At 75.1% G+C, this 22,811-nt stretch carries 20 protein-coding genes; 10 read left to right on the top strand and 10 right to left on the bottom strand.

What is annotated here, in order from left to right:
* The gene (locus ACWF41_RS02525) at nt 1–510 is read right to left on the bottom strand and encodes an Lrp/AsnC family transcriptional regulator (RefSeq protein WP_380317166.1); all 510 of its coding nucleotides are present in this window, start codon (nt 508–510) and stop codon (nt 1–3) included.
* 104 nt (nt 511–614) lie between these two features.
* Here ACWF41_RS02525 and ddaH point away from each other — a divergent pair, with 104 nt between their 5' ends.
* The 4 genes from ddaH (at nt 615) to ACWF41_RS02505 (ending at nt 5,677) form a co-directional block, all read left to right on the top strand.
* Nucleotides 615–1,538 (top strand): dimethylargininase, encoded by a 924-nt coding sequence (gene ddaH, locus ACWF41_RS02520; RefSeq protein WP_380317169.1) that lies wholly within the window; start codon nt 615–617, stop codon nt 1,536–1,538.
* On the top strand, nt 1,535–2,725 hold the full coding sequence (locus ACWF41_RS02515) for an ornithine cyclodeaminase (RefSeq protein WP_380317172.1): 1,191 nt from the start codon (nt 1,535–1,537) through the stop codon (nt 2,723–2,725). The genes ddaH and ACWF41_RS02515 overlap by 4 nt, the downstream gene beginning before the upstream one ends.
* Nucleotides 2,726–2,915: 190 nt before the next feature.
* Nucleotides 2,916–4,058, top strand: a complete 1,143-nt coding sequence (locus tag ACWF41_RS02510) for a hypothetical protein (protein ID WP_380317175.1) — start codon at nt 2,916–2,918, stop codon at nt 4,056–4,058.
* A 131-nt stretch (nt 4,059–4,189) separates the two neighbouring features.
* Nucleotides 4,190–5,677 (top strand): zf-HC2 domain-containing protein, encoded by a 1,488-nt coding sequence (locus ACWF41_RS02505; protein WP_380317177.1) that lies wholly within the window; start codon nt 4,190–4,192, stop codon nt 5,675–5,677.
* A gap of 39 nt (nt 5,678–5,716) precedes the next feature.
* Here the strand turns inward: ACWF41_RS02505 and rlmC are convergent, their stop codons facing one another.
* The 4 genes from rlmC to ACWF41_RS02485 form a co-directional block, all read right to left on the bottom strand.
* A complete protein-coding gene (gene rlmC / locus ACWF41_RS02500; RefSeq protein ID WP_380317180.1) occupies nt 5,717–6,970 on the bottom strand; it encodes a 23S rRNA (uracil(747)-C(5))-methyltransferase RlmC in 1,254 nt (417 codons plus the stop codon).
* A gap of 49 nt (nt 6,971–7,019) precedes the next feature.
* Nucleotides 7,020–10,325 carry a S8 family serine peptidase gene (locus ACWF41_RS02495; protein WP_380317183.1) on the bottom strand — a complete coding sequence of 1,102 codons (3,306 nt, stop codon included), beginning with the start codon at nt 10,323–10,325 and terminating at the stop codon, nt 7,020–7,022.
* Between the two features lie 166 nt (nt 10,326–10,491).
* Nucleotides 10,492–10,935: a VOC family protein gene (locus tag ACWF41_RS02490; protein ID WP_380317186.1), complete on the bottom strand. Its 444-nt coding sequence runs from the start codon at nt 10,933–10,935 to the stop codon at nt 10,492–10,494.
* A complete protein-coding gene (locus tag ACWF41_RS02485; RefSeq protein WP_380317188.1) occupies nt 10,932–11,561 on the bottom strand; it encodes a DinB family protein in 630 nt (209 codons plus the stop codon). Before ACWF41_RS02485 ends, ACWF41_RS02490 begins: the two co-directional genes overlap by 4 nt.
* Before the next feature lie 169 nt (nt 11,562–11,730).
* On the opposite strand from ACWF41_RS02485, the gene ACWF41_RS02480 reads away from it, so the two are divergent.
* Nucleotides 11,731–12,378: a biliverdin-producing heme oxygenase gene (locus tag ACWF41_RS02480; protein WP_380317191.1), complete on the top strand. Its 648-nt coding sequence runs from the start codon at nt 11,731–11,733 to the stop codon at nt 12,376–12,378.
* A 15-nt stretch (nt 12,379–12,393) separates the two neighbouring features.
* On the opposite strand, the gene ACWF41_RS02475 is transcribed toward ACWF41_RS02480, so the two are convergent.
* A complete protein-coding gene (locus ACWF41_RS02475; RefSeq protein ID WP_380317194.1) occupies nt 12,394–14,139 on the bottom strand; it encodes a SpoIIE family protein phosphatase in 1,746 nt (581 codons plus the stop codon).
* Nucleotides 14,140–14,231: 92 nt separating this feature from the next.
* Between ACWF41_RS02475 and ACWF41_RS02470 the strand changes: the two genes are divergently transcribed.
* The gene (locus ACWF41_RS02470; RefSeq protein WP_380317197.1) at nt 14,232–15,059 is read left to right on the top strand and encodes a CPBP family glutamic-type intramembrane protease; all 828 of its coding nucleotides are present in this window, start codon (nt 14,232–14,234) and stop codon (nt 15,057–15,059) included.
* Here ACWF41_RS02470 and ACWF41_RS02465 read toward each other — a convergent pair.
* Nucleotides 15,046–15,351 (bottom strand): hypothetical protein, encoded by a 306-nt coding sequence (locus tag ACWF41_RS02465; protein ID WP_380317200.1) that lies wholly within the window; start codon nt 15,349–15,351, stop codon nt 15,046–15,048. The genes ACWF41_RS02470 and ACWF41_RS02465 overlap by 14 nt on opposite strands.
* A gap of 146 nt (nt 15,352–15,497) precedes the next feature.
* On the opposite strand from ACWF41_RS02465, the gene ACWF41_RS02460 reads away from it, so the two are divergent.
* Nucleotides 15,498–16,376 carry a LysR family transcriptional regulator gene (locus ACWF41_RS02460; protein ID WP_380317203.1) on the top strand — a complete coding sequence of 293 codons (879 nt, stop codon included), beginning with the start codon at nt 15,498–15,500 and terminating at the stop codon, nt 16,374–16,376.
* Nucleotides 16,377–16,382: 6 nt separating this feature from the next.
* On the opposite strand, the gene ACWF41_RS02455 is transcribed toward ACWF41_RS02460, so the two are convergent.
* Nucleotides 16,383–17,114, bottom strand: coding sequence for a DUF305 domain-containing protein (locus tag ACWF41_RS02455; RefSeq protein ID WP_380317206.1), 732 nt, complete (start codon nt 17,112–17,114; stop codon nt 16,383–16,385).
* 142 nt (nt 17,115–17,256) lie between these two features.
* On the opposite strand from ACWF41_RS02455, the gene ACWF41_RS02450 reads away from it, so the two are divergent.
* Complete coding sequence (locus tag ACWF41_RS02450; RefSeq protein ID WP_380317209.1) at nt 17,257–18,657, top strand: LVIVD repeat-containing protein; 1,401 nt, start codon at nt 17,257–17,259, stop codon at nt 18,655–18,657.
* Nucleotides 18,658–18,735: 78 nt separating this feature from the next.
* Here ACWF41_RS02450 and ACWF41_RS02445 read toward each other — a convergent pair whose 3' ends face one another.
* Together ACWF41_RS02445 and ACWF41_RS02440 are read right to left on the bottom strand one after the other, a co-directional pair.
* Complete coding sequence (locus ACWF41_RS02445; RefSeq protein WP_380346968.1) at nt 18,736–19,737, bottom strand: DMT family transporter; 1,002 nt, start codon at nt 19,735–19,737, stop codon at nt 18,736–18,738.
* Nucleotides 19,738–19,783: 46 nt separating this feature from the next.
* A complete protein-coding gene (locus ACWF41_RS02440) occupies nt 19,784–20,644 on the bottom strand; it encodes an MBL fold metallo-hydrolase (protein WP_380326789.1) in 861 nt (286 codons plus the stop codon).
* Between the two features lie 62 nt (nt 20,645–20,706).
* Here ACWF41_RS02440 and ACWF41_RS02435 point away from each other — a divergent pair, with 62 nt between their 5' ends.
* A complete protein-coding gene (locus ACWF41_RS02435; RefSeq protein ID WP_380326792.1) occupies nt 20,707–22,104 on the top strand; it encodes a sensor histidine kinase in 1,398 nt (465 codons plus the stop codon).
* Between the two features lie 68 nt (nt 22,105–22,172).
* A complete protein-coding gene (locus tag ACWF41_RS02430) occupies nt 22,173–22,793 on the top strand; it encodes a response regulator (protein ID WP_380326795.1) in 621 nt (206 codons plus the stop codon).
* Nucleotides 22,794–22,811: the final 18 nt, after the last annotated feature.

Raw genomic sequence — 22,811 nt, 5'->3', positions numbered from 1 at the left:
TCACGCCTCGCTCGTGGGCGCCGGCGCGATCGCCGCCGGGGAGCCGGCGCCGGGCTCGGCGGCGGGGGATCCGGGGCGCGGCGGCCGGTCGATGACGCGCGTCATGACCAGCGACGTGCGGGTCTTGTCCACGCGGGCGCTGGCGCGGATGGCCTCCACGGTGCGCTCCACGTCGGCCATGCCACCCGCCATGATCTGCACCATCGCGTCGGCCTCGCCGGTGACGGTGTCGACCCGCACGATCTCCGGGATGGTCGCCAGGTCGCGGCGCAGCGTGGCGGGCGAGACGTTGCCGCGGCAGAACAGCTCGACGTACGCCTCGACGCCCCAGCCGAGCTCCTCGGGCGCCACCCGCACCGTGAACCCGGTGATCTCGCCGCGCGCCAGCATGACGTCCACGCGCCGCTTCACTGCGGGCGCGGACAGGCCCACGTCGGCGCCGATGTCGGCGTAGGTCGCGCGGCCGTCGCGAAGCAGGTGCCCGACGATGCGGCGGTTCAGCGCGTCCATACCTCGGATTCTTCAGCCCGCGCGCACGATCCGCCAGGTCTGCTCCCGGGACGCGCAACGGATCGCCCGTCCGGCACAACGTCCGCGGCCCTAGCGTCCCGGACATGACGGCCCTCACCCCGACGACGACGTCGGCCACGGTTCCCCAGCCCGAGGAGCGCACGGCGACCCCGCGCCGCTTCCTCATGTGCCCGCCCACGTACTTCGACGTGGTCTACGAGATCAACCCCTGGATGGACCTCGGCGTGCCGGTCGACACCGGCCGCGCCCTCGCCCAGTGGGAGCACCTGCGGGCGACGTACGAGGCCTACGGGCACCGGGTCGAGGTGATCGACGCCGTGCCCGGGCTCCCCGACATGGTGTACGCGGCCAACGGTGGCGTCGTGGTGGGCGGCCGCGCGCTCGCGGCCCGGTTCACGTACCCGGAGCGGCGTCCGGAGGGCGTCGCCTACGAGAGGTGGCTCGCCGCCGCGGGCGACGGCGTCACCAGCCTCGGCCAGGCCGCGGAGCAGAACGAGGGAGAGGGCGACCTGCTGCTCGCCGGCGACGTCATGCTGGCCGGCACCGGCTTCCGCACCTCCCGCGCGGCGCACGCCGAGGTGGCCGCACTGCTCGGCGTCGAGGTCGTGACCCTGGAGCTCGTCGACCCGCGCTACTACCACCTCGACACCGCGCTGGCCGTGCTCGACGCCGGCACCGCGCCCGCCACGATCGCCTACCTCCCCGAGGCGTTCACCCCCGCGTCGCGGGCGGTGCTCGCGGAGCGCTACCCGGACGCGATCCTCGCCACGCCCGAGGACGCCGCCGTGCTCGGCCTCAACGCCGTGTCCGACGGCCGCCACGTCTTCCTCACCGACCGCGCCACCGGCATGCACGCCCGGCTGCGTGAGCGCGGCTTCGAGCCCGTGGGCGTCGACCTGTCCGAGCTGCTCAAGGGCGGCGGCTCCGTGAAGTGCTGCACCCTCGAGCTGCGCCCCGCCCCGACCACCACGACGACCACCACGACGAACCCGGAGGCCCGCGCATGACCACGGTCCCGTTCCTCGACGTCGCGTCCACCGCCCGCTGGGTGGCGCACCGCGGCCCCGAGGCCGTCGTCGGCCGCCTCGTGGACGCGCTCGCCGCCGACTTCGCCCGCTGGCCGGACCTCGACAAGCGGCCGCGGATCGCGTCGCACTCGCGCGACGGCGTCATCGAGCTCATGCCGACGTCCGACGACGCCACCTACGGCTTCAAGTTCGTCAACGGCCACCCGCGCAACCCGGCCCGCGGCTACCAGACCGTCACCGCGTTCGGCGTCCTCGCCGATGTGCACAACGGCTACCCCACGTTCCTCGCCGAGATGACGCTGCTCACCGCGCTGCGGACGGCGGCGACGTCGGCCCTCGCGGCCCGCCACCTGGCGCGCGCCGGCTCGCGGACCCTCGCCCTGATCGGGGCGGGCTCCCAGTCGGAGTTCCAGGCGCTGGGCATGCGGGCGGCGCTCGGCATCACGCACCTGCGCGTCTGGGACACCGACCCGGGCGCGCAGGCCAAGCTCGCCCGGCACGCGCGCGCCCTCGGGTTCGAGGTGCACGAGGCGGGCAGCGGGGAGGACGCCGTCACCGGCGCCGACGTCATCACCACCTGCACGGCGGACAAGGCGAACGCGACGGTGCTCACGCACGACATGGTGTTCCGCCTCGCCCGCCCGGGCGTGCACGTCAACGCCATCGGCGGCGACTGCCCCGGCAAGACGGAGCTGGACCCCGCGATCCTGCGCGCCGCCGACGTGTACGTCGAGTACGAGCCGCAGACGCGGATCGAGGGCGAGATCCAGCAGACTCCCGACCTCGCCGTCACGGAGCTGTGGGAGGTCGTGGCCGGACGGCGGGACGGCCGCCGCGGCGCCCCCGCCACCGCGGGCCCGGGCGGGGCGTTCACCCGGCACGCGGGCGACCGCAGCGCCCCCGACGAGCAGACCGTCACCGTCTTCGACTCCGTCGGCTTCGCGGTGGAGGACTGGACCGCGCTGCGGTTCGTGCGCGACGACGTGCCCGCCGGCCTGCTGCAGCACCTCGACATGGTGGCCGAGCCGGACGACCCGAAGGACCTGTTCTCCCTGGTCACCGCGGCGCAGGAGGACGACCGCGCCGACGAGATGCACGCCCTGGACCGCCTCATGGGCCTGGCCGGCCGTGGCCACGTGGAGGCGCTCGCGCCCGCCCGCGCCTGAGCCGTCGCACCGCTCGCACCCCGCCAGCACCCCGCCAGCACGGGGGCCGCGCCCGTCCCTCCGGGCGCGGCCCTCGGCGGTCGTGGTGGACGAGGGTGGCCTCCGCCCGCGGTTCGCTGCCATCATGACCCGCGAGCGCGGACCAGGGGGGGCGCGCCGACAGCTCAGGAACCAGGGACGGGGGCGCCTCGTGAGCGCGAGCCACGGCGACGACGCGCCCGTGCACCACGGCGTCGCCGACGACGCGATCCGCAGGATCCGCCTCGTCGACGCCGCGGCGGGCCGCGGGGGCGGGCCCGGCGCCGCCGGCACCGCGGACCCCGACGTCCTGCGCGCGGCGCTCGCGACCCTGCCGCCCGACGACCAGGGCCTGCTGCGCGACCGGCACCTGCGTCGCCAGGCGACGAGCGTCCTCGCGAGCGCGCACGGGTCCTCGCAGCGCGCGGTGGAGCGTCACCTCGCGCGGGCCGAGGAACGCCTGGGCGCCGCGCTCGCCGCCGCCCACGCCCACGACTGCCCGCCGGGCTGCCGCGACACCCGCCTCGCCCTGGACGACTACGCGCACCGCCGCCTCGCCCCCGCCCGCGCGACGGAGCTGGAGGACCACCTCGTCGGGTGCGTGGGCTGCCTGCGCGCCGTCGTGGACGTGCGGGACCCCGCCTGGGCGCTGCGCGACGCCGGCCCGGCGGCGGTCGCGGGCAATGCCGCCTCGGCCGCCCCGCTCGCCGCGGACCTGCCGGGGGAGCGGCGGCCGGGCGCGCGGTCGGTGAACGGCCGCCGGGCGTGGCTCATCGCCGCCGGCACCCTGGCCGCGGGCACCGTCGCGGCCGTCGCGGTCGCGCTCGGCGGCGGCGGGGAGGGGCCGGAGCTGCCGACCCCCACGCCGTCGTCGACGACGCCGCTGGCCCGGACGGAGCTCCCGGCGTCCCCCGGCGCGACCTCCGGGCCCGGGGCGACGGAGCCGGGCCCGTCGGGCGCGACCCCGGAGGAGTCGACCGGCGACCCGTCGGCGACCCCGACGCCGACCGAGGAGGCGGCCGACCCGGGCCTCGACGGCGACACCGTCGTCGAGCCGGCCGACGACAGCACCACCTCGGCGCCGACGACCTCCACGCCCACCTCGCCCGCGTCCACGCCGCGGCCCACGCGCACCACGCCGACGACGAGCACGCCGACGCCGGACCGCACCACCGAGCCCCCCGCGGAGCCGGACCCCGACCCGACGACCACCGCCCCGACCGACGAGCCGACGCCCGACCCGACGACGACGGAGCCGACGCCCACCGAGCCGACGCCCACCGACGACCCCACGACGACCGGGGAACCCGAGTAGAAGATCCGCCGGGCAGCATCGCCGCCAGGGGATTTGCCATCGCCCCGCACGACGCTGCGATCATGTCCCCCGGCGACGGGCCCGGGACCGCGCCGGGACCGCACACGGATCGGCAGGAACGAGGGCGCTGCGTGACCACGACGCACGACGGCGACGCGCCCGCGGGCCGGGCAGCCGTCGACGACGCGATCGCGCGGATGCGCGAGGCCGCGACGGCGGAGGGCCGCGCCGACGGGCCGGGCGCCGCCGGGAGCGTGGACCCGTCCGTGCTGCGCACCGTGCTCGCCACCCTGCCGTTCGACGACCAGCAGCTGCTGTGGGACCGGCACGTGCTGGGCCGCGAGGCCGCCGCGATCGCCGCCGAGCTGGGCGTGCACGCCCGCGCGGTGCTGCACCGGCTGCGGCGTGCGGAGGAGCGGCTGGCCGCGGCGTTCGCGGCCGCGCACGCCCGCGCCTGCCCGCCCGGCTGCCTGGACACGCGTCGGTCCCTGCACTCCTACGTGCGCCACCGGCTCTCGCCCGTGCGGCGCACGGTGCTGGAGGCGCACCTGTTCGCCTGCCAGGGCTGCATGCGCGCCTTCATCGACGTCCGCGAGACGGGCTGGGCCGTGCGCGACGCCGGCCCCCTCCTCCTGGCGGGGACGGCTGCGGGCACGGTCGCGGGCAGCGCCCCCCTGGTCGTGGGCGCGCTCGGCGCCGGCACGGCCGGCGCCGGGGTGCTCGCCTGGTCGGGCCCGGTCGGCGCCGCGTTCGCCGTCGTGGCCGGGTGGGCCAAGGCGGCCGTCCTCGAGCTCGCCCACCTCGGCAAGGGCGGACTGATCGCCGCCGGCACCGTCGCGGGGGTGGCCGTGGCGGCAGTCGCCACCGCCGTCGTGCTCGCCGGCGGCGGCGGGGGCTCCCCCGCCGCCGGTCCGGTCGCGCCGACCCCGACGTCCTCGGTCGAGGCCGCCGCCCCCGGCAGCGCGGCGACGCCCGCGGCCCCGGCCGACCCGGAGCCCGACGCCACCACCGTGCCCGAGGACCCGCCCCCGGCCGGCGAGACCGCGCACCCCGGAGACGCCGGGCCCACCGCCCCGGCCACGACGCCGCCGACCACGCCGGACACCACTCCGGGCACGACGACGCCCGCGACGCCGGGCACCACGCCGCCGACGACGCCGGGCACGACGACGCCCAGCTCGCCGTCGACCACCTCGCCGACGACGCCCACCACCACGCCGACGGCCGACCCGAGCCCGACGACGTCGCCGACGGGCGAGCCCACGCCGACGTCGACCCCCACCTCGACCCCCACGTCGAAGCCGACGACGACACCCACACCGACGCCCACCCCGACGCCGGACCCGGACCCGGTGCGGTCCACCGTCAAGGCGGACCTGCCGGGGCTGCGCGGTGTCTTCCGCGTGACGCCGGACCAGGACGAGGTGGACGTCGTCTCCGTCGCGACGTCGCGGGGCTGGCTGCGCGCGCGAGAGTGCCGTGACGGCAGCTGGTACGTCTCGTCGCGGCACTACCAGGCCGCCACGGTCGACGTGACGGTGGATGCCCCGGCCGACGTCGCGCCGTCGGTCTCCCTGGTGCGCACCGGTATCTGGCCGGGCTGGCTGCAGACCTGCTGACCCGGCACGCCAGGTCGGGTCGTCCGGGACCGCCCTCGCTCAGGCGGCCGCGGCCGCCCGTTCGAGCAGCACGAGCACCTCGTAGTGCCCGGTCTGCGGGAACATGTCGAGCAGGCGGGCGCGCCGCGGCCGCAGGGAAGGCATGCGGGCCAGGTCCTCGGCGAGGGTCACGGCGTTGCAGCTGGAGTAGAGCACGTGCGTGGCGTCGGAGGCCTCCAGCCAGCGCGACAGGTCGGCGCCGATGCCGCGCCGGGGCGGGTTGACCACGACCAGCTCGGGGGCGGGCGCCCCGCCGTCGCGGGCGAACGTCGTCGCGTCCCCGGCGGCGAACCGCACGTCGCGGACGGCGTCGGCCCACCACGCCGCGTCGCGGGCGCCGACGGCGGCGTCCGCGGGCAGGTGGGCGAGCTCGTCCCGCGTCGTGGTGGCGCTGGCGATCGCCTCCGCGGAGATCTCGATGCCGGTGACGGCGCGGCCCGGCGCCGCGCAGTGCAGCGCGAACCCGCCGACGCCGCAGTACAGGTCCCACAGCGACGCGGGCGCGACCTCGTCGACCCACTCGCGGGCCTGCGCGTACAGGGCGGTGGCGACGGCGGTGTTGGTCTGGAAGAAGCTCTGCGGGCGCAGGTGCAGGGTGATCCCGTCGAGCCGCATGGGCAGCGCCTGCCGCTCGGTGAGCACGATCTCCTGCTCGCCCTCGAGGACGGCCGCGTGCGCGGGCTGCACGTTGACGCTCACCACCGCGACCTGCGGCAGCTCGGCCAGCAGCCAAGGCAGGTGCTTGCGGAGTCGGGCGACGGGCTCCTGGCTGCGCAGCACGAACCGGACCATGAGCTCCCCGTCGGCGGACAGGGTGACGAGCACGTGCTTGAGCTCCCCGCGCCACGCCGACTCCCGCGGGGTCTCGCGGCGGCGGGCGCCGCGCGACGGCGACGTCGCGTCGTAGGGCTGCAGGCGCGCTCGCGTGACCAGCCCGGCGAGCGCGGGGAACGCGTCCTGAAGGGCGGGCGGGTAGAGGCCGCAGTCCGTGAGGTCGATTCCCTGGCCGGCGAACGGCCCGGCCGCGGAGCCGAGGATGCCGAGCACCGGCTCCTCCACGGTGCCGCTGACCACCATCTTGGCCTTGTTGCGGAACCCGGACTCGGGGCCGGTCACGGCGGGCAGCCACGCCACGCCGTCGTCGGCGAGCAGGGCCCGCACGTGCGCCTCCTTCTCGGCGACCTGCGTGGGGTACGGCGTCGCGAGGAGGGTGCACGAGTGGCAGCGGCCGGCGTCGAAGTGGGGGCACTGCACGGGACCATTGTCCCCCCACCTCGCCGCCGGCCGCTGCCGACCGCCGCCGTCAGTGCTTCTTCGGCGGCGTCACCCTCACGGGGGTGTCGACGACCGTCACGCCCGGCACCTCGTCGGCGACGAGCTCCGTGTGCACGACGCCGTCACCGGGTCGTGCGCCACGCAGTGTGACGTCGTAGGTGAGCGTGCCGCCCGGGGTCGGGTCGGTCGACGTGACCACCTTGTCCGTGCCGTCGGGCAGCTCGGCGACCATGTCGCCCGCGCCGGCGGCGTTCTCCGCCCCGACGAGGAACGCCTGACCGGCCGGGTCCGCCATGGGCCCGGGGTAGGTGAACGAGACGTCCTGGGTGCCGTTGGTGCCGACCCACACCTGGAAGGTGCGAGCGTCCTGGGTGCCCCAGACGTACATGTCCCACTGGAAGACGAGCCAGCTGTTCACCCCGTCGGTGAGCGACCCGACGCGGACGCCCTCGGCGGCGGTGCCGTCGCCCGCCACGCTGTTGAGGTCGGTCCAGAACGGCGCGAGGACGTCGTTCGGGCGTTCCGGCGACGGGCCGCCCGGCAGGTCGCAGCAGTTGTTGTCCTGCGACGTGCCGCCCCCGGCCACGAGGTAGCCGTTGGAGTCCACCGCGACCCTCGTGTACGTGCGCCCGTTGTAGACGAACGCCGGCACCGTGAAGTTGACGACCGACTCGTCGCCCACGGACGTCGGGGCGATCCCGAACGCCGCCAGGTCGAGGTAGCCGGCGGGGGACCCGTCGGGCACGTCGGCCACGCCCGGCACGCCCAGCTCGGCTCCGCTGAGCGTCGCGGTCACGGTGCGCGAGCCCTGGAGGGCGCCCTTGCCGGTGGTCGTGGACGTCACGGACTGGTCGTTGAACGACAGGTTCGTGGCAGTCACGGTGCACGTGACGTCCTGCTTCGCCCGGATCGACGCCTCGTCGCACGACTGGTCCAGGGTCACGTTGCCCTGGGTGGGGACGAACGCCACGGGGATCCGCGCGTCGCCCCGCGGGGTGCGAAACGTGACCGCGCCGAACTTCTGCTCGCCGCTCGCCGAGGTGTCCGTGATCGTGATGTCGAACGACACGCTCCCGCCGGCGCGCACCGTCGCCACGCCCGGCTTCACCGTGATCCTCGAGCCGTCCGGGGCCTCGGCCTTCGGGCGGACGACGATCGTGCGGCCCGACGTGTTCTGCAGGGTGCGGGTGGTGGTGACCCGGCCCGGCAGGGTCGGCGCGTTGACCGACGGGATGTTGAGGTCCACCGCGTGCACGGGGTCGGCGGCCAGCGCGGCGAAGTTCGCCGTGGTGTCCGAGATCGTCACGGGCGGGTTCAGGGACGCGGCGACGTCGACGCGCCCGGCGCCCATGTCGAACGGGTCGGCGGGCGTGGTCAGGTCCTCCTTGACCACGTCGGTGGTGGCCTGGGTCATGATGGCGGACTTGATCTGCCCCGGCGTCCAGTCGGGGTGCACGGCCTTGAGCAGCAGGCCGACGCCGGCGATGTGCGGCGACGACATCGAGGTGCCCGCGATGGCCTGGTAGTACTCCCCGGCCGGGCCGCCCTCGGGGGTCATCGGGGTCGGGGTCATGGCCGCGAGGATCTGCACGCCCGGCGCGGTGACGTCCGGCTTGACGAACGGGCCGGCCGGCCCGCGGGAGCTGAACGCCGCCATGACGTCGCCCTGGCCCTGGGCCGGCGCGCCGTCGGTGAACGACCCGCTGACGTCGGGGTGCGCGCCGAGGAAGGCCAGCAGGTCCGTCCCGTCCGCCACGTGCACGGCGGGCAGGAAGTGGTTGTCGGTGGCGACGTCGGCGAGCGACGGGTTGACCAGGATCATGCCGGCCGCGCCGCCCTGCGCGACGTTGTATCCCTTGAGCACGCGGGCGTTCTCGCCGCGCACGCACACCACGATCTTCCCGTCGAAGGTGCCGGCGGGGGCCGGCTCCCGGCAGAGCGCGTCGCCGTACGGCGCGGCGCTCGCCTGCACGACGGGGAGCGGGTCGTGCACGCCGGCCACGATCGACGCGCCGTCGGTCGTGAAGACGTCGCCGTTCCCGGCGGTGAGCGAGATCGTGGACGAGAACTCGCGGTCCTGCGTCGAGGCCGCCACCGTCGTCAGCCACGGGCTGACGTGGTTCGCCGTCGCGGCCCCCGGGCCGTCGTTCCCGGCCGATGCGGCGACGAAGACGCCCGCGTCGTACGCGCCGAGGAACGCGAGCTCGACCGGGTCGCCCACGGTCGTGCCGCCCGAGATGGAGTAGTTGATGGCGTCGACCTGGTCGACCACGGCCTGCTGGATCGCCCCGACCAGGTCGGACGTGTAGCCGCCGCCCGGGCCGAGCGCCTTGTACTCGATGATCTTCGCGCCGGGCGCGATGCCCTGGATCCGCGCGATCTCCGGCCCGATGGTCTGCACGTCCTCGACGACGCCGCCCGCGCTCGTGCTCGAGGTGTGCGAGCCGTGGCCCTCCGCGTCGCGCGCCGTGCCGCGGTAGAGGTAGTCGTCGGGGTTGAGCTGGTCGTACAGGTCGGTGAACGAGTAGCCGCCCACCAGCTTGTCGTTGCAGACGAACGGGTCGTCGCCCGGCGTCGTCGGGTCCTCGCCGAAGTCGCAGGGGACGGCGGGGCCGTCGTACGGGGCGAGGTCGCCGTCGTCGGCGAACGACGGGTGCTCCGGCCAGACGCCGGTGTCGATGTTGCCGAGCACCAGGCCGTCGCCGGCGGTGCTGTCGCCGCCGAGCGCCTCGTAGGCCGCGGGCGCGCCGATGAACGCGGGGCTCGAGTCCGTGAGCGGCTTCTCGAGCGTGTTCTCCTGGACGGCGACGACGCCCGGCACCTTCAGCAGGTCGGGGATCTCGTTGCCGGGGACCAGCGCGGCGACGCCGCCGTAGACCGTGTCGTACGTCGCGACGACGTCCGTGGCGGGCACGGCGGCCTCGACGTCCGCGGTGATCTCCCGCGCCTGGTCCTTGACGTACCCGCGGTACCGGCGCGTGTCGGCGTCCTTGCCGCGCAGCGCCTTCCCGGTGACGGACGGGCTGGTCGCGTCGTAGCCCGGCACGGTGCCCGTGTAGGAGGCGACGGGCTCCACGTCGTACTTCACCATCACCGGGATCTTCTTCGCGGAGTCCAGGGACAGCAGGCGCTTCGGCGTCGTCGCCAGGGCGCTCGAGGGCGACTTCGCGCCCTCGTCCCGGGAGGTGACCGTCGGCTGGGTGTCCGCCGGCCGGAGGTCGTCGGGGTCGGTCGACGCGGCGGACGACGTCGCCGCGGTGAAGGAGGTGAGGGCCAGTGCGACGCCTGAGGTGGCGGCGACGAGCCGGAGTCTGGAACGGTCTCGCAAGCGCATGGGTGCGCACCCTTCGTCTCGGTCCGGACGTGCGGGACCTCCGGGGCCGGGCCGCCACGACACTGTGGCCACGCCCGGCGTCGGGCGGTCACCGGGAAACTACGCCCGTTCCGGCGTCGTCACCCCTCGAGACGGACGCCGGGCGCGGACCTCACCCGACGAGACCTCACCCGACGAAGAGGCAGAACGGATGGCCCGCCGGGTCGGCGTACACCCGCAGCGGCTCCTCCGGGTCGTCGGACCGGTCCCGCAGCAGCCGCGCTCCGAGCGCGAGGGCGCGCGCGTGCTGGCGGTCCAGCGCGGCGACGTCGGGCACCGTCGCGTCGAGGTGCAGCTGCTGCGGCACGGCGCCCTCCGGCCACGTGGCGGGCGGCAGCGCGGGCACCTGCTGGAAGGCGAGCTGCACGCCGCCCGGGTTGCGCAGCACCAGCCAGTCCGCGCCCTGCGGGTCAGGCTCGCCGGGCGCCGGCTGCTCGTCGCCCGGCCGGTAGGCGAGCCCGAACAGCGCGCGGTAGAACTCCGCGAGCCCGCGCGCGTCGGTGGCGTCGAGCACCACCTGGCTGATCGTGGGGACGGTGCCATCGTCGGTGTCGTCGGTGGCGTCGGTCATCGGTCCTCCTCGGGGAACTGCTCGGCGATGCGGCGCAGCGCGGCGGTGAACGCGGCGTAGTCGAGGCCGGGGGCGAGGTTGTCGTTGTCGGGCCGCAGTCCGGCCGCGCCGTCGGCCTCCTCCCGCAGGATGTCGGCGTGCCCGGCGTGCCGGCTCAGCTCCGTGGTCACGTGCACGAGGATCTGGTGCAGCGTGACGTCCCGGCCGCCGTCGCCCCACCACCAGACGTGCCCGGGCGCGTCGAGGGGCAGGGCCTCGATGGTGGCGTCGGCGAACTCGGCCACCTGCCGGTACAGGTCCACGACCTGGGCGGCCGACTCGTCGGCGGTGGCGAAGAACTCGGCCTGGAGCGCGTCGGCGTCGGCGTCGGGGTCGTCGGCCGCCGCGAGCCACGGCGCGTCCTCGGGGCGGGGCCACGGCCGCCCGAACACGTCGCCGAAGTAGCCGATCTCCACCGTCGCCGCGTGCTTGACCAGCCCGAGCAGGTTGGTGCCGGTGGGCGTGCGCGGCATCCGCGCCTCCCGTTCCGACAGCCCCTCCACCTTCCACAGCAGCGCCTCGCGCGCCTCGCGCAGGTAACGGTGCAGCACGGCCTTGGCGTCCGGGGGCAGCTCGCTCGTCGTCATCGGCCCAGACTGCCCACCGCCACCGACAGCCCCGCGAGGGCGGCGCCCGACCACCGGCCGACATCAGGGTAGGCAACCCTAAGTCCTGCTGTTATGGTGACGCCAGGTCGTGACAACCCGTCATGACGACATTGCCGGACGCCCGGCCAGAAGGACCGGAGGTCCGTCCATGACCGTGCTCGCGGAGGTCGCCCCGCTCTCGACCCGGCTGCGCGAGGGCACGCGCGCCGAGCACACGGCGGCGGAGTCGGAGGGCTTCGTCGAGCACCTCCTCGCGGGCCGGCTCGACGTCGCCGCCTACGCCGACCTCGCCGCGCAGCAGCACGCGGTCTACACGGCGCTGGAGCGCGCGAGCGAGCGGATGCGGGCGGATTCCCGGGGCCGGGACCTCGTCTTCGACGAGCTCACCCGCGTGCCCGCCATCGAGCGCGACCTGGCGCACCTGTACGGCCCCGGCTGGCGCGACGCCGTCCGGGTCCTGCCCGCGACGCTCCGGTACGTGGCGCGCCTCGACGCGGTCGGCGGCGACGTCGCCTGCTATGCCGCGCACGCCTACACGCGCTACCTCGGCGACCTCTCGGGCGGCCAGGTCATCCAGCGCATGATGCAGCGGCACTACGGCATGACCACGGCCGGCCTCGAGTTCTACGACTTCCCCGAGATCCCGAAGGCGAAGCCGTTCAAGGACCTGTACCGGGAGCGCCTCGACGGGATCGAGCTGGACGACACCGAGGTGGCCCTCGCCGTCTCGGAGGCGCAGGAGGCCTTCCGCCTCAACCGCGCCGTCTTCGCCGAGCTGGGCGCCGCGCGCCGCTGACGCCGCCCCGCGGGCTCAGCGCACCCGTGCCGCGAGCACGGCGACGTCGTCGCGCTGCGTGCCGGGCACCATCCGGTCGACGATCGCCTGCGGCAGCTCCGCCGTCGGGCAGGCCCGCAGCTCCTCCAGGACGCCGATCAGCCGCTGCACCCGCTCCACGTAGCTGACGGTGCGCGACTCGACCAACCCGTCCGTGTACAGCAGCAGGGTGTCGCCGGGGCGCAGCTCGGCGGCGTGGTCGCGGCGCGCCGCGGACGGGTCCACGCCGAGCATGAGGTCGGGCCGGCCGGTCAGCTCCTCCACGTGCCCGTCGGCGCGGACGACCACCGGCCGCGGGTGCCCGGCGCTGGACCACCACAGGCGGCACGCGTCGTCACCGGTGCCGGGCTCGCCGGGGCCCGTGCGGTCGAGCCGCGCGACGGTCGCCGTGCCCGTCGCCGTGAGGCCGAGGCCCCGGTTGGCGCGGTCCAGCTCGCGCAGCAGGCGCGCGGGCGGCGCGTCCTGGTACCAGGCCAGCGTGCGCAGCATGCTGCGCAGCTGCCCCATCCGGGCGGCCGCCTGCATGTCGTGGCCGGTCACGTCGCCGATCATCAGCACCGTGGAGCGCGGGTCCAGCTCGACGGCGTCGTACCAGTCGCCGCCCACCTTGTCGGTGCGCGTCGCCGACGCGTACGTGGAGGCGAGCTCGAGGTACGGCACGTGCGGCAGGTCGGTGAGCATCGCGGCCTGCAGCGTCGTGGCCACGCGGTGCCGGTCCTCCAGGACCCGGATGCGCACCAGCGCCTGCGCCACGCACGACGCGAGCGTGGCGGCCGTGCGGCGGCTCTCGTCGTCGTGGTCGTGGGGCCCGCGCCACTGGAGCACGACGACGCCGAGCAGCCGGTCGTCCACCACCATCGGCAGCAGCGCCAGCCCGCCGAGCGTCGGGTCGACCCAGGGCTCGAAGGTCGGCAGGTCGCGCAGCGCGGCCGATCCGTCGCGGTAGAACGCCGGCCGGCGGGCGCGCGCGATCGACGCCACCCCCGGGTCGGAGTACTTCCACAGCCGCGGCAGGTACGGGTACATGCCGTCGCGCTCGACGAGGGTGAGCCCGGCGTCGTTGCCGTCGGCCACGGTGAGCGCCGCCCAGATGGTCCCCAGCCCGGGCCCGGACGCGCGCAGGGCGTCCACGATCTCGTCCAGGGTCGTCGCGGCGGCGAACCGGTCGGTGAGGTCGAGCAGCATCCGGGTGCGGCGCGTGGCGTGCACGGCGACCTGCTGGATACGGTGCGCCCGCTGCCGCTCCAGCCGCAGGCGCAGCTCGGCGGTGCACGCGGCGGCCAGGTCGGCCAGGGTCGCGAGGTCGGTGTCGCTCCACGCGTGCGGCTCGACGTCGAGCGCGCACACGGTCCCCACGGCGGCGCCGTGCCGGTCGAAGATGGGGAAGCCGGCGTACGAGCCCATGCCGAGCTCGGTCACCGTCTCCCGGCCCGCGAACCGCGGGTCGGCCCGCAGGTCCTCGACCACCAGGGGGAGCCCGGTCTGCACGGTCTCCCCGCACAGGGGCTGGGACAGCGTGGTGCGCCGGGTGGCCTGGTACGGGTCCGGCAGGCCCAGGGCGCCGGGGTAGACCTGGGAGTCGGGCAGCACGAGCGTCACGAGGGCGGTGGGGACGCCGAGCTGCCGCTGCACGAGGCGCGCGAAGCGGTCGAACGACGCGTCCGCCACGGGGCGCGCGAGCCCGGCCGCCACGAGGGCCCCGATCGCTGGTCCGTAGGTCACCGGTGCGCGCTCCCGTCTCGGTTGTGCGCACCGGGACCCGCGACCATGCCCCGGATTCTTCCACGCAGGCTCCCGGATATCCTCGCGAGACCATGGACGTCACCCGCCGTGCCCCCGCCACCGCCTGGCGGCTCGTCGCCGCGGGCCTCGTCTCGGGGGCGGCGGTGCTGCTGTTCGCGGTGCACGTGCGCCCGCTGGCCTACCTGCCGCTCGTGGCCGGCGTCGCCGTCGGGCTGGCCGTGGACCGGCGCCTCGGGCGCGACCTCGCGCTGGTCGCGGTCGCGCTCGGCATCATCTCCACGATCCCCCTCGAGGCGGACCTGTCCGACGCCGGGATGGCGCGCTTCGCCGTCGTCCTCTCCCTGGCCGTGCTGGTGCCCTGGGCGGCGTCGAGGTTCTGGTTCCGCGACGACGACGGCGCGGGCGCGGTGCGCTTCCCCGTCGCGACAGGCCGGCGCTGGTCGGGCGGCCAGTACGTGTACCTGGCCGTCGTGGTGGTCGTCGGCTACCTGGTGCTGCCCTGGTACTTCCTCGGCTCCGGCGCCTACCTCAACTGGCCGCCGCTGACCGGCGGCCAGGACGTGGCGCGGCTGTTCGTCGGCGTCAACGCCGTGGGCATCTGGGACGAGCTGTTCTTCGTGTGCACCGTGTTCGCCCTGCTGCGCCGCCACTTCGGACTGTGGACGGCGAACGTGCTGCAGGCGGCGATCTTCGTGTCGTTCCTGTGGGAGCTGGGCTACCGCGAGTGGGGCCCCCTGCTCACGGTGCCGTTCGCCCTCGTGCAGGGCTGGATCTTCAGCCGGTACAAGAGCCTGACGTACGTGGTGACCGTGCACCTGCTGTTCGACGCCGTCGTCTTCGCCGTCCTGGTGCACGGTCACCACCCCGAGCTCTTCGACGTCTTCGTCACCGCGCCCTGAGGCCGGTCTCGAGGCCGGAGCCGGCCGCCGGCTCGTCGTCGGCCTCGGGCACGGTCCGGCGCTCGGCCTCGCCGCCGGCCTGGCGTACCGGGCCGGTGGCCCGGGCGCGCCGTCGCGTCGACGCCGGGGGCAGGCGGTGCAGGTGGGCCGCGCGGTGCCGGGTGGACCCGCGCCGTCCGCCCCGCCCGGGCCCGCGCGGTCGGCCTGCTCGCACGTCGCGCGGTGCGGGGCGCGGCCGGCGCCGGTGCTCGCGTGCGGGGGCGACGGGCTCGTCGGCGAGGGCATGGGGCATGGGCATTCCTCCTGGTCCCGGGATCGGTGGGGGTTCCAGGCTCGGCCGCGCGGGGGCCCGGATCAACGGCCGTTCCCGTTACGCTCGTTCACCGCCGGGTTCACGATCGAGGGCCCCGGAGAGCGGGCGACGAGGGGTGACGAGGCGTGGAGCTGCGCGAGATCGAGATCTTCCTGACGCTCGCGGAGGAGCTGCACTTCGGCCGGACGGCGGAACGGCTGCACGTCTCGGTGTCCCGCGTGAGCCAGGCGATCCGCAAGCAGGAGCGGGCCATCGGGGCGCCGCTGTTCGAGCGGACGTCGCGCCGCGTCGAGCTCACGACGGTGGGCGGGGTGCTCCAGGCCGGGCTGCGGCCCGCCTACGACGGGATCGGTGCCGCCGTCGCGGCCGCGTCGGCCGCCGCCCGCCGGATGACGGGGACGCTGACCCTCGGCTTCATGGGCGCCCAGGCGCACGAGCTGGAGCCGGTGCTCGCCCGCTTCCACGCGCGCCACCCCGGTGCGGAGGTGCGCTTCCACGAGGTCGTCTTCAGCGACCCGTTCGACGCCCTGCGGCGCGGCGACGTCGACCTGCTCACCACGTGGCTCCCCGTCGCCGAGCCGGACCTCTCCGTGGGTCCCGTGCTGCGCGAGGAGCCGCTGCGCCTCCTCGTGGCGACGGACCACCCGCTGGCCGCGGAAGGCCGGGCGGACATCGAGGCGCTCGCGGACCACGCCGTCCCCGCGATCCGCGGGTCGGCGCCGTCGTCCTGGCTGGCCGGGGTGCTGCCCGTGCGCACGCCCGCCGGGCGGGAGGTCCCCCGCGGCCCCGGCGCCGCCACCTATCAGGAGATCCTCGCCCTCGTCGCGGCCGGGAAGGTCGTGTGCCCGGTGCCCGACGAGGGCCGCCGCTACTACCCGTGGCCGGGTGTCACGTACCTCCCGCTCGACGGCGCGCCCCCGGTGCGGTGGGCGCTGGTCTGGCGCTCGTCCGGGGCCACCCCGCTGCTGCGGGCCTTCGTGGCGGAGGTCGGCCGCGCCGGCTGAGCCGGGCTACAGCTCGTCGAGCAGCCGCGACATCCGGTCGATCTCCGCGATCTGGTCCGCCGCGACGTTCGAGGAGAACTCCTGGACCGTCTCGTCGCGCCCGGCGGAGCTGAGCTCCTCGACCATCGTCAGCGCGCCCGCGTGGTGCGTGATCATGCCCTCGAGGAACATCCGGTCGAACGTGGCGCCGTCGGCGTCCGCCAGGGCCGCCATCTCGGCGTCGGTGAGCATGCCGGGCATGGAGCCGTGGTCGTGGGTCCCGGGGGCGCGCGGCCCGCTCCCGTCGCCCGCGGCCGACGGCGAGGCCGCCGCGGGCACGGGGAGGTCGTGGTCGGTGAGCCACCGGCTCATGTACCGGATCTCGCCCTCCTGCGACAGGCGGACGCGCTCGGCGAGCTTCGCGACCTGCTGCGACGCGGACCGCTCCGGGACCAGCCGGGCCATCTCCACGGCCTGGGCGTGGTGGCCGATCATCCGCGTCATGAAGTCGGCGTCGGCGTCGGTCACCACGTCCTCGTCGCCCATGCCCTCGTACTCGTCGGGGGCGATCGTCCGGGCGGGCTCGCCGGGCTTCCCCGGTGCGAGCACGTCGGACGACGGCGTCGATGCCGCGTCGGGTGCCTCGGGCGGCGCGGCGGTGCATCCGGCGGCGAGCATCACGGCGAGCACGACCGCGCCGGTCAGGGCGGCGTGGCGGCGAGCGGTGCGGCGGCGGAGGGGCTGGGGGCCTGTGGTCACCTGACGATCCTCTCGTGGGGAATGTTGCCTTCGCGTAAAAAGATGCCCGCCCACCTGGTTGAGAGCATGCTTCCAGGCAACACTCAGTGTGACCTACCAAGGAGGTGTGGCGCCTGTGCGTCGTTCAACCCTGAGATCACGGATGAGAAGTTCACGGGCGAGGGGCGCCGCCGGCGTCGCCCTCTCGCTGGCACTGACGGCCGGGGCGCTGGGGCTCGTGGCCCCGGCCTCCGCGGCCGACGACCTGGCCCCCGACGTCCCACCGGGCGAGGTGGCGTCGTCGAACATCGAGCACCTCAGCAACAGCCCCAAGAACGGTGCCCTGCAGGGCACCGGCTCGGACATCGCGTTCCAGGGCAAGTACGCGTTCGCGGGCAACTACGACGGATTCACCGTCTACGACCTGTCCGACCCGGAGGAGCCCGTCCAGGCGCTCCAGGTGTACTGCCCCGGCTCGCAGAACGACGTCTCCGTCTACGGCGACATCCTGGTGCTGTCCACCGACTCGTCGCGCAGCGACGACTCGTGCGCCTCGACCACCCGCCCCGCCACGGAGAAGGACGCCTGGGAGGGCATCAAGGTCTGGGACATCTCCGACCCGCTCGAGCCCGAGTACGTCCAGTCGGTCGAGACGGCGTGCGGCTCGCACACCCACTCGCTGGCACCGACCAAGAACGGCAAGGACCTGTACGTCTACGTGTCGTCGTACAGCCCCAGCTCGTCCTATCCGGACTGCCAGCCGCCGCACGACATCATCTCGGTCGTGAAGATCCCGGTGCAGAACCCGGCCGGGGCGGAGCTCGTCGGCACGCCGAACCTGTTCCCCGAGGGCGGCTACGAGGGCGACCGGTCCCGCAGCGCCTCGGCGACGTCCGGCTGCCACGACATCACCACCTACGTGCAGAAGGACATCGCCGCCGGCGCGTGCATGGGCGACGGCATCCTCATGGACATCAAGGACCGCGCCCACCCGAAGGTGATCAGCACGGTCCGCGACACCGAGAACTTCGCGTTCTGGCACTCGGCCACCTTCAACAACGACGCCACCAAGGTCGTCTTCACCGACGAGCTCGGCGGCGGCGGCCTGGCGACCTGCACCGGGGAGTACGCCCCGGAGCTCGGCGCCAACGGCATCTACGACATCGAGAAGGACGTGAAGCAGGGCGGGAAGAACGGCAAGACGCTCGTCCTGAAGAGCTACTACAAGATCCCGCGCATCAACGACGCCACCGAGAACTGCGTGGCGCACAACGGCTCGCTGATCCCGGTCGAGGGCAAGGACCTCATGGTCCAGTCCTGGTACCAGGGCGGCGTCTCGGTGATGGACTTCACCGACTCGTCCCACCCGACCGAGGTCGCCTGGTTCGACCGCGGCGCGGGCATCTCCAGCGGTGGCACGTGGTCCACCTACTGGTACAACGGCTACGCCTACTCGAACGACCTGGGGATCGGGTTCGACACGTTCGACATCGACGACGCGATCGACGGGTCGGCGAAGACGAACCTGAAGTCCCTCAACCCGCAGATGCAGGAGAAGTTCTGACCTGCTGACGCACGATCCGGCGGCCGGTCCACCTCGCGGTGGGCCGGCCGCCGTCGTGCGGGGGCAGGGAGCAGGGGCTCAGCGGTGGCGGCGCAGCGCGCCCTCGACGAGGGGCACGGCGACGGCGACCAGGGTGAGGGCGGCGCCGGCGAAGGTCGCGGGCCCGGGCGGGACGGCTCCGGGGGACGCGAGGTCGAGCGCCAGCGCCCCGACCACCTGGCCGGCGATCATGCCCAGCCCGAGCAGCAGCACCCCGATGCGCTGCACGACCGCTGCCTGGAGCGCGATGAAGACGATGCCCAGCAGCCCGCCCGAGTAGAGCAGCAGGTCCGGCGGGAAGGACCCGGTGGGCGCGCCGTCGACGGCGAGCGACACCCCGAACACCACCAGCAGTGCCGCCGTCCCGACGAGGAAGCTGACGAAGGTGGCGGCGAGCACGCCCCCGTCGCGCGCGGCACGACCGTCCGACCGCGGCGCCGCAGGGCGCACCGACGCCCGGACCCGGCCGTTGAGCGCCTGCTGGAACGACTGCAGCACGCCGGCCACCAGGGGGAAGAGCGCCAGACCCAGCGCGGCCGTCGCCGCACCCGCGCCCGACACCACGACGACGGCGACCACCGTCAGCACCGGGCCGAGGGCGCGGCCCAGCGTCACGAGCCGCACGCCGCCCGGGGCGAGCCCGAGCCGGTCGATGACCAGCGAGCTCACCGACTGACCGGCCACGAGCGCGATGGTGAACACGGCCACGCCGAGCGCGTCGACCGTCAGCCCCTGCGACATCACGTAGAACGCGCCGCCGAGCCCGCCGAGGCACTCCCACCAGCGCAGGCCGCCGGGCCCGCCGCGGCGCAGGCCGGCCGCGACCTGCCCCAGCGCGGCCCGGCCGGAGCGGGAGAAGGGGAGCGCGAGGGCCAGCAGCACCAGTCCGGAGCCGAAGGACAGGGCGGCCGTGCCGAAGGCCGTGCCCGTCTCGGTGGCCAGGGTCCCGTTGACGCGGCTCTGCAGGGCGGCGGCGAACCCCGCGACGATCGCGAGCGCCACGCCCACGGCGCGCTGCCGCCCGGTCACGATGGTTGCCACGGTCACGGGAGCCTAGCCGCGGGACGCCACCGCGACCGCACGCGGGTCACGTGAGGTGGTCGAAGTCACCACGCACCCACGCCGCGTGCCGCTCCGCGGAGCGGAGGACGACGTCGCGCGCGTCCTCGGAGATCACGCCCTCGAAGTTGTTGTAGAGCCGGTCGAAGGGCCGCCGCGCCACGTGCTCGGCGACGCGCGTCACGACCGCCGCCGACAGGGGGATGCGGTTGGGGTAGCTGCGCATGAAGCTCGCCGTGCGGTCCGGGTTGGCGAAGATCGTGTCTCCCGAGAGCAGCACGCCGCAGCCGTCGACGCCCGTCCAGTGCACCACCGCGGAGCCGGGGAAGTGGCCGCCCGGCTGGCTCAGGAAGACGCCGGGCAGCACCTCCCGCTCCCCGTCCGCGCCGGGGGACCACGTCTCGATGACGGCGTCCGGCCGGGCGACCCAGCCGGCGTCCGCCTCGCTGACCAGCACGGGGACGTCGCGCCCCGTCGCCGCCGCGAGGCGCCGGCTCCACTCCACCTGCACGCCGAACATGTGCGGGTGGCTGGCGGCGATCACCACGTCCCCGCCGGCGGCGGCGTCAACCACCGCGGCCACCCCCGCGTCGTCGACGAAGCCGAGCGGGTCCCACAGCAGCGCGCCGGCCGTCGTGCGCACCACCTTGGCCTGCTGCCCGATGCCCAGGTGGGGCGCGGTGTGCAGGGCGAGGAGGCCGGGCTCGAGCTCGGCGACCTCGACGGCGCAGCCCTCCGCCGTCAGGTCCTCGAGGGTGGTCCAGGTCTGGCCGGTCGCGGGCACCCACTGGCGCTCGTCCGCGCAGATCGCGCAGACGTCCGGACGGGTGGCGTGCTCGACGGCGCAGGTGCGGCAGATCCAGAATTCCGCCGGTACGGGGAGGCTCATGGGCCCAGACTTCCACCTCGCGGCGGAGGCGCCCACCGCATTCCCGTCTCTAGGCTGGCGGGATGCCCCAGCCCCGCGCCTCGTGGACCGCGCGCCTCTCCGACTGGTGGGGGATCGACTCCGGGTGGGAGCGCGTGCCCGCCGACCCGGCCCGCGCCTACCGCAACGACCTGTGGCTGGGCGCGGCGTTCGTCGTCGCCTCGCTCGTGGGCACCGAGCTCGCCCGCAGCTTCGGGTACTTCGAGGACGAGACGGCCCCGACCTGGCTGCTCTACCTGCTCTCGGCCCTGGGTGCCGCCCCGCTGATGTGGCGGCGACGGTTCCCCCTGGCAGTGCTGTCCGTGGTGTACCTGCACTTCCTCGTGGTGGGGCTGACCGTCCCCATGGTGACGATCCTGGTGCCGCTGCAGGTCGTCTACTTCGTCGCGCTGTTCAGCGCGGTCGCGTGGGCGCGCGACCGGCAGGCGATGGCGGTCGTCGTGGGCGTCGCGCTGCTGGCGATGTTCGGCTGGCTGGCCTGGCAGTTCGCCGTCGGGGCGGGCATCGACGGCATCGTCGAGCAGATGGGGCTGGCCGACGAGCAGCCCGGCCTGGTCGACCCGGGCGTGGCGTTCACCGCGTACAACCTGCTCATCAACGTCGCCTACTTCTACGGGGCCGTCGTGGCGGGCCAGCTCATGTGGCACGGCGCCCGGCGGCGCGAGCAGCTCGCCGCGCAGGCCGCCACGATCGAGCGTCAGACGGCGGAGCTGCAGCGGCAGGCCGTCGTCACCGAGCGGCTGCGCATCGCGCGGGAGCTGCACGACGTCGTCGCGCACCATGTGTCCGTCATCGGGATCCAGGCCGCCGCCGCGCGCCGGATGCTCGCCGGCGACCCCGCCGCTGCGGCGACGCCGCTGGCCACCATCGAGGGGGAGTCACGGGAGGCCGTGACCCAGATGCGCGGCCTGCTCGGCACCCTGCGCGGCGTCGAGGACCAGGGCCGCGACGACGGCGCCGGCGGCGGGACGGGGCGGGCGCCGGAGCCGGGCCTGGCCGACGTCGCCGGCCTCGCGGACTCCACGGGCGGGCTCGACGTCGAGGTGCGCGTGGTCGCCGAGCCGGGCGCCGTCGACGACGTGCCCGGGCCCCTCGGCCTCAGCCTCTACCGCACCGCGCAGGAGGCGCTGAGCAACGTGCGCAAGCACTCGACGGCGCGGTCCGCGCGCGTCGTCGTGCGCGTGGACCGGCGCCCGGCGCGGCGCGACGACCCGGACGCCCACCGCTTCCCGCACGGCTTCGCCGAGGTCGAGGTGCTCGACGACGGCCGCCCCCGGCCCGGGTCCGCGGGCACGGGCCTGGGGCTCGTCGGCGTGCGGGAGCGCGTCGCGACGCACGGCGGGCTGGCCGACGTCGGGCCGCGCGCCACCGGCGGCTACCGTGTCCGCGTGCGCCTGCCCCTGCCCTCCGGCCGCCCGTGACCAGCGCGAACGCGCCCGTGCGCGTGCTCCTCGTCGACGACCAGAAGCTGGTGCGCTCCGGCTTCGCGATGATCCTGTCCGTCGAGCCCGACGTCGAGGTGGTCGGCGAGGCCGCCGACGGCGCGCAGGCGCTGGAGCAGGTGCGCGCCCTGCGCCCCGACGTCGTCCTCATGGACGTGCAGATGCCGGTCATGGACGGCATCGAGGCCACCCGCCGCATCGTCGCCGCCGACCTCGCCCGGGTGCTGGTCCTCACCACCTTCGACGACGACGCCTACGTGGACGACGCCCTGCGCGCCGGCGCGTCCGGCTTCCTGCTGAAGAACTCCGACGCCGACCGGCTGGTCGACGCCGTCCGCACCGTCGCGGCCGGGCACGCGCTCCTGGCGCCCGAGGTCACCCGGCGCGTCATCGAGCGGATGGTGGCTGGTGAAGGCTCGTCCGCCGACCCGCGACCGTCCGACCTGCGACCGTCCGACCGACCGTCCGACCCGCGGCTGGACCAGCTGACCCCGCGCGAGAAGGAGGTCCTCGTGCTGGTCGGTCGGGGGATGTCGAACGCCGAGATCGCGGCGGAGCTGTTCCTCGGCGAGGCCACCGTCAAGACCCACGTGTCCAACGTGCTGTCCAAGCTGCACCTGCGCGACCGCGTCCAGGCGGTCGTCTTCTACCACCGCACGCTGACGTAGCGGGGGGTCGTCGTCCGG

The sequence above is a fragment of the Isoptericola sp. NPDC055063 genome (assembly GCF_053608125.1).
The sequence above is the reverse complement of the archived record's forward strand: the minus strand, read 5'-3'. Positions and strand labels throughout refer to the sequence as shown.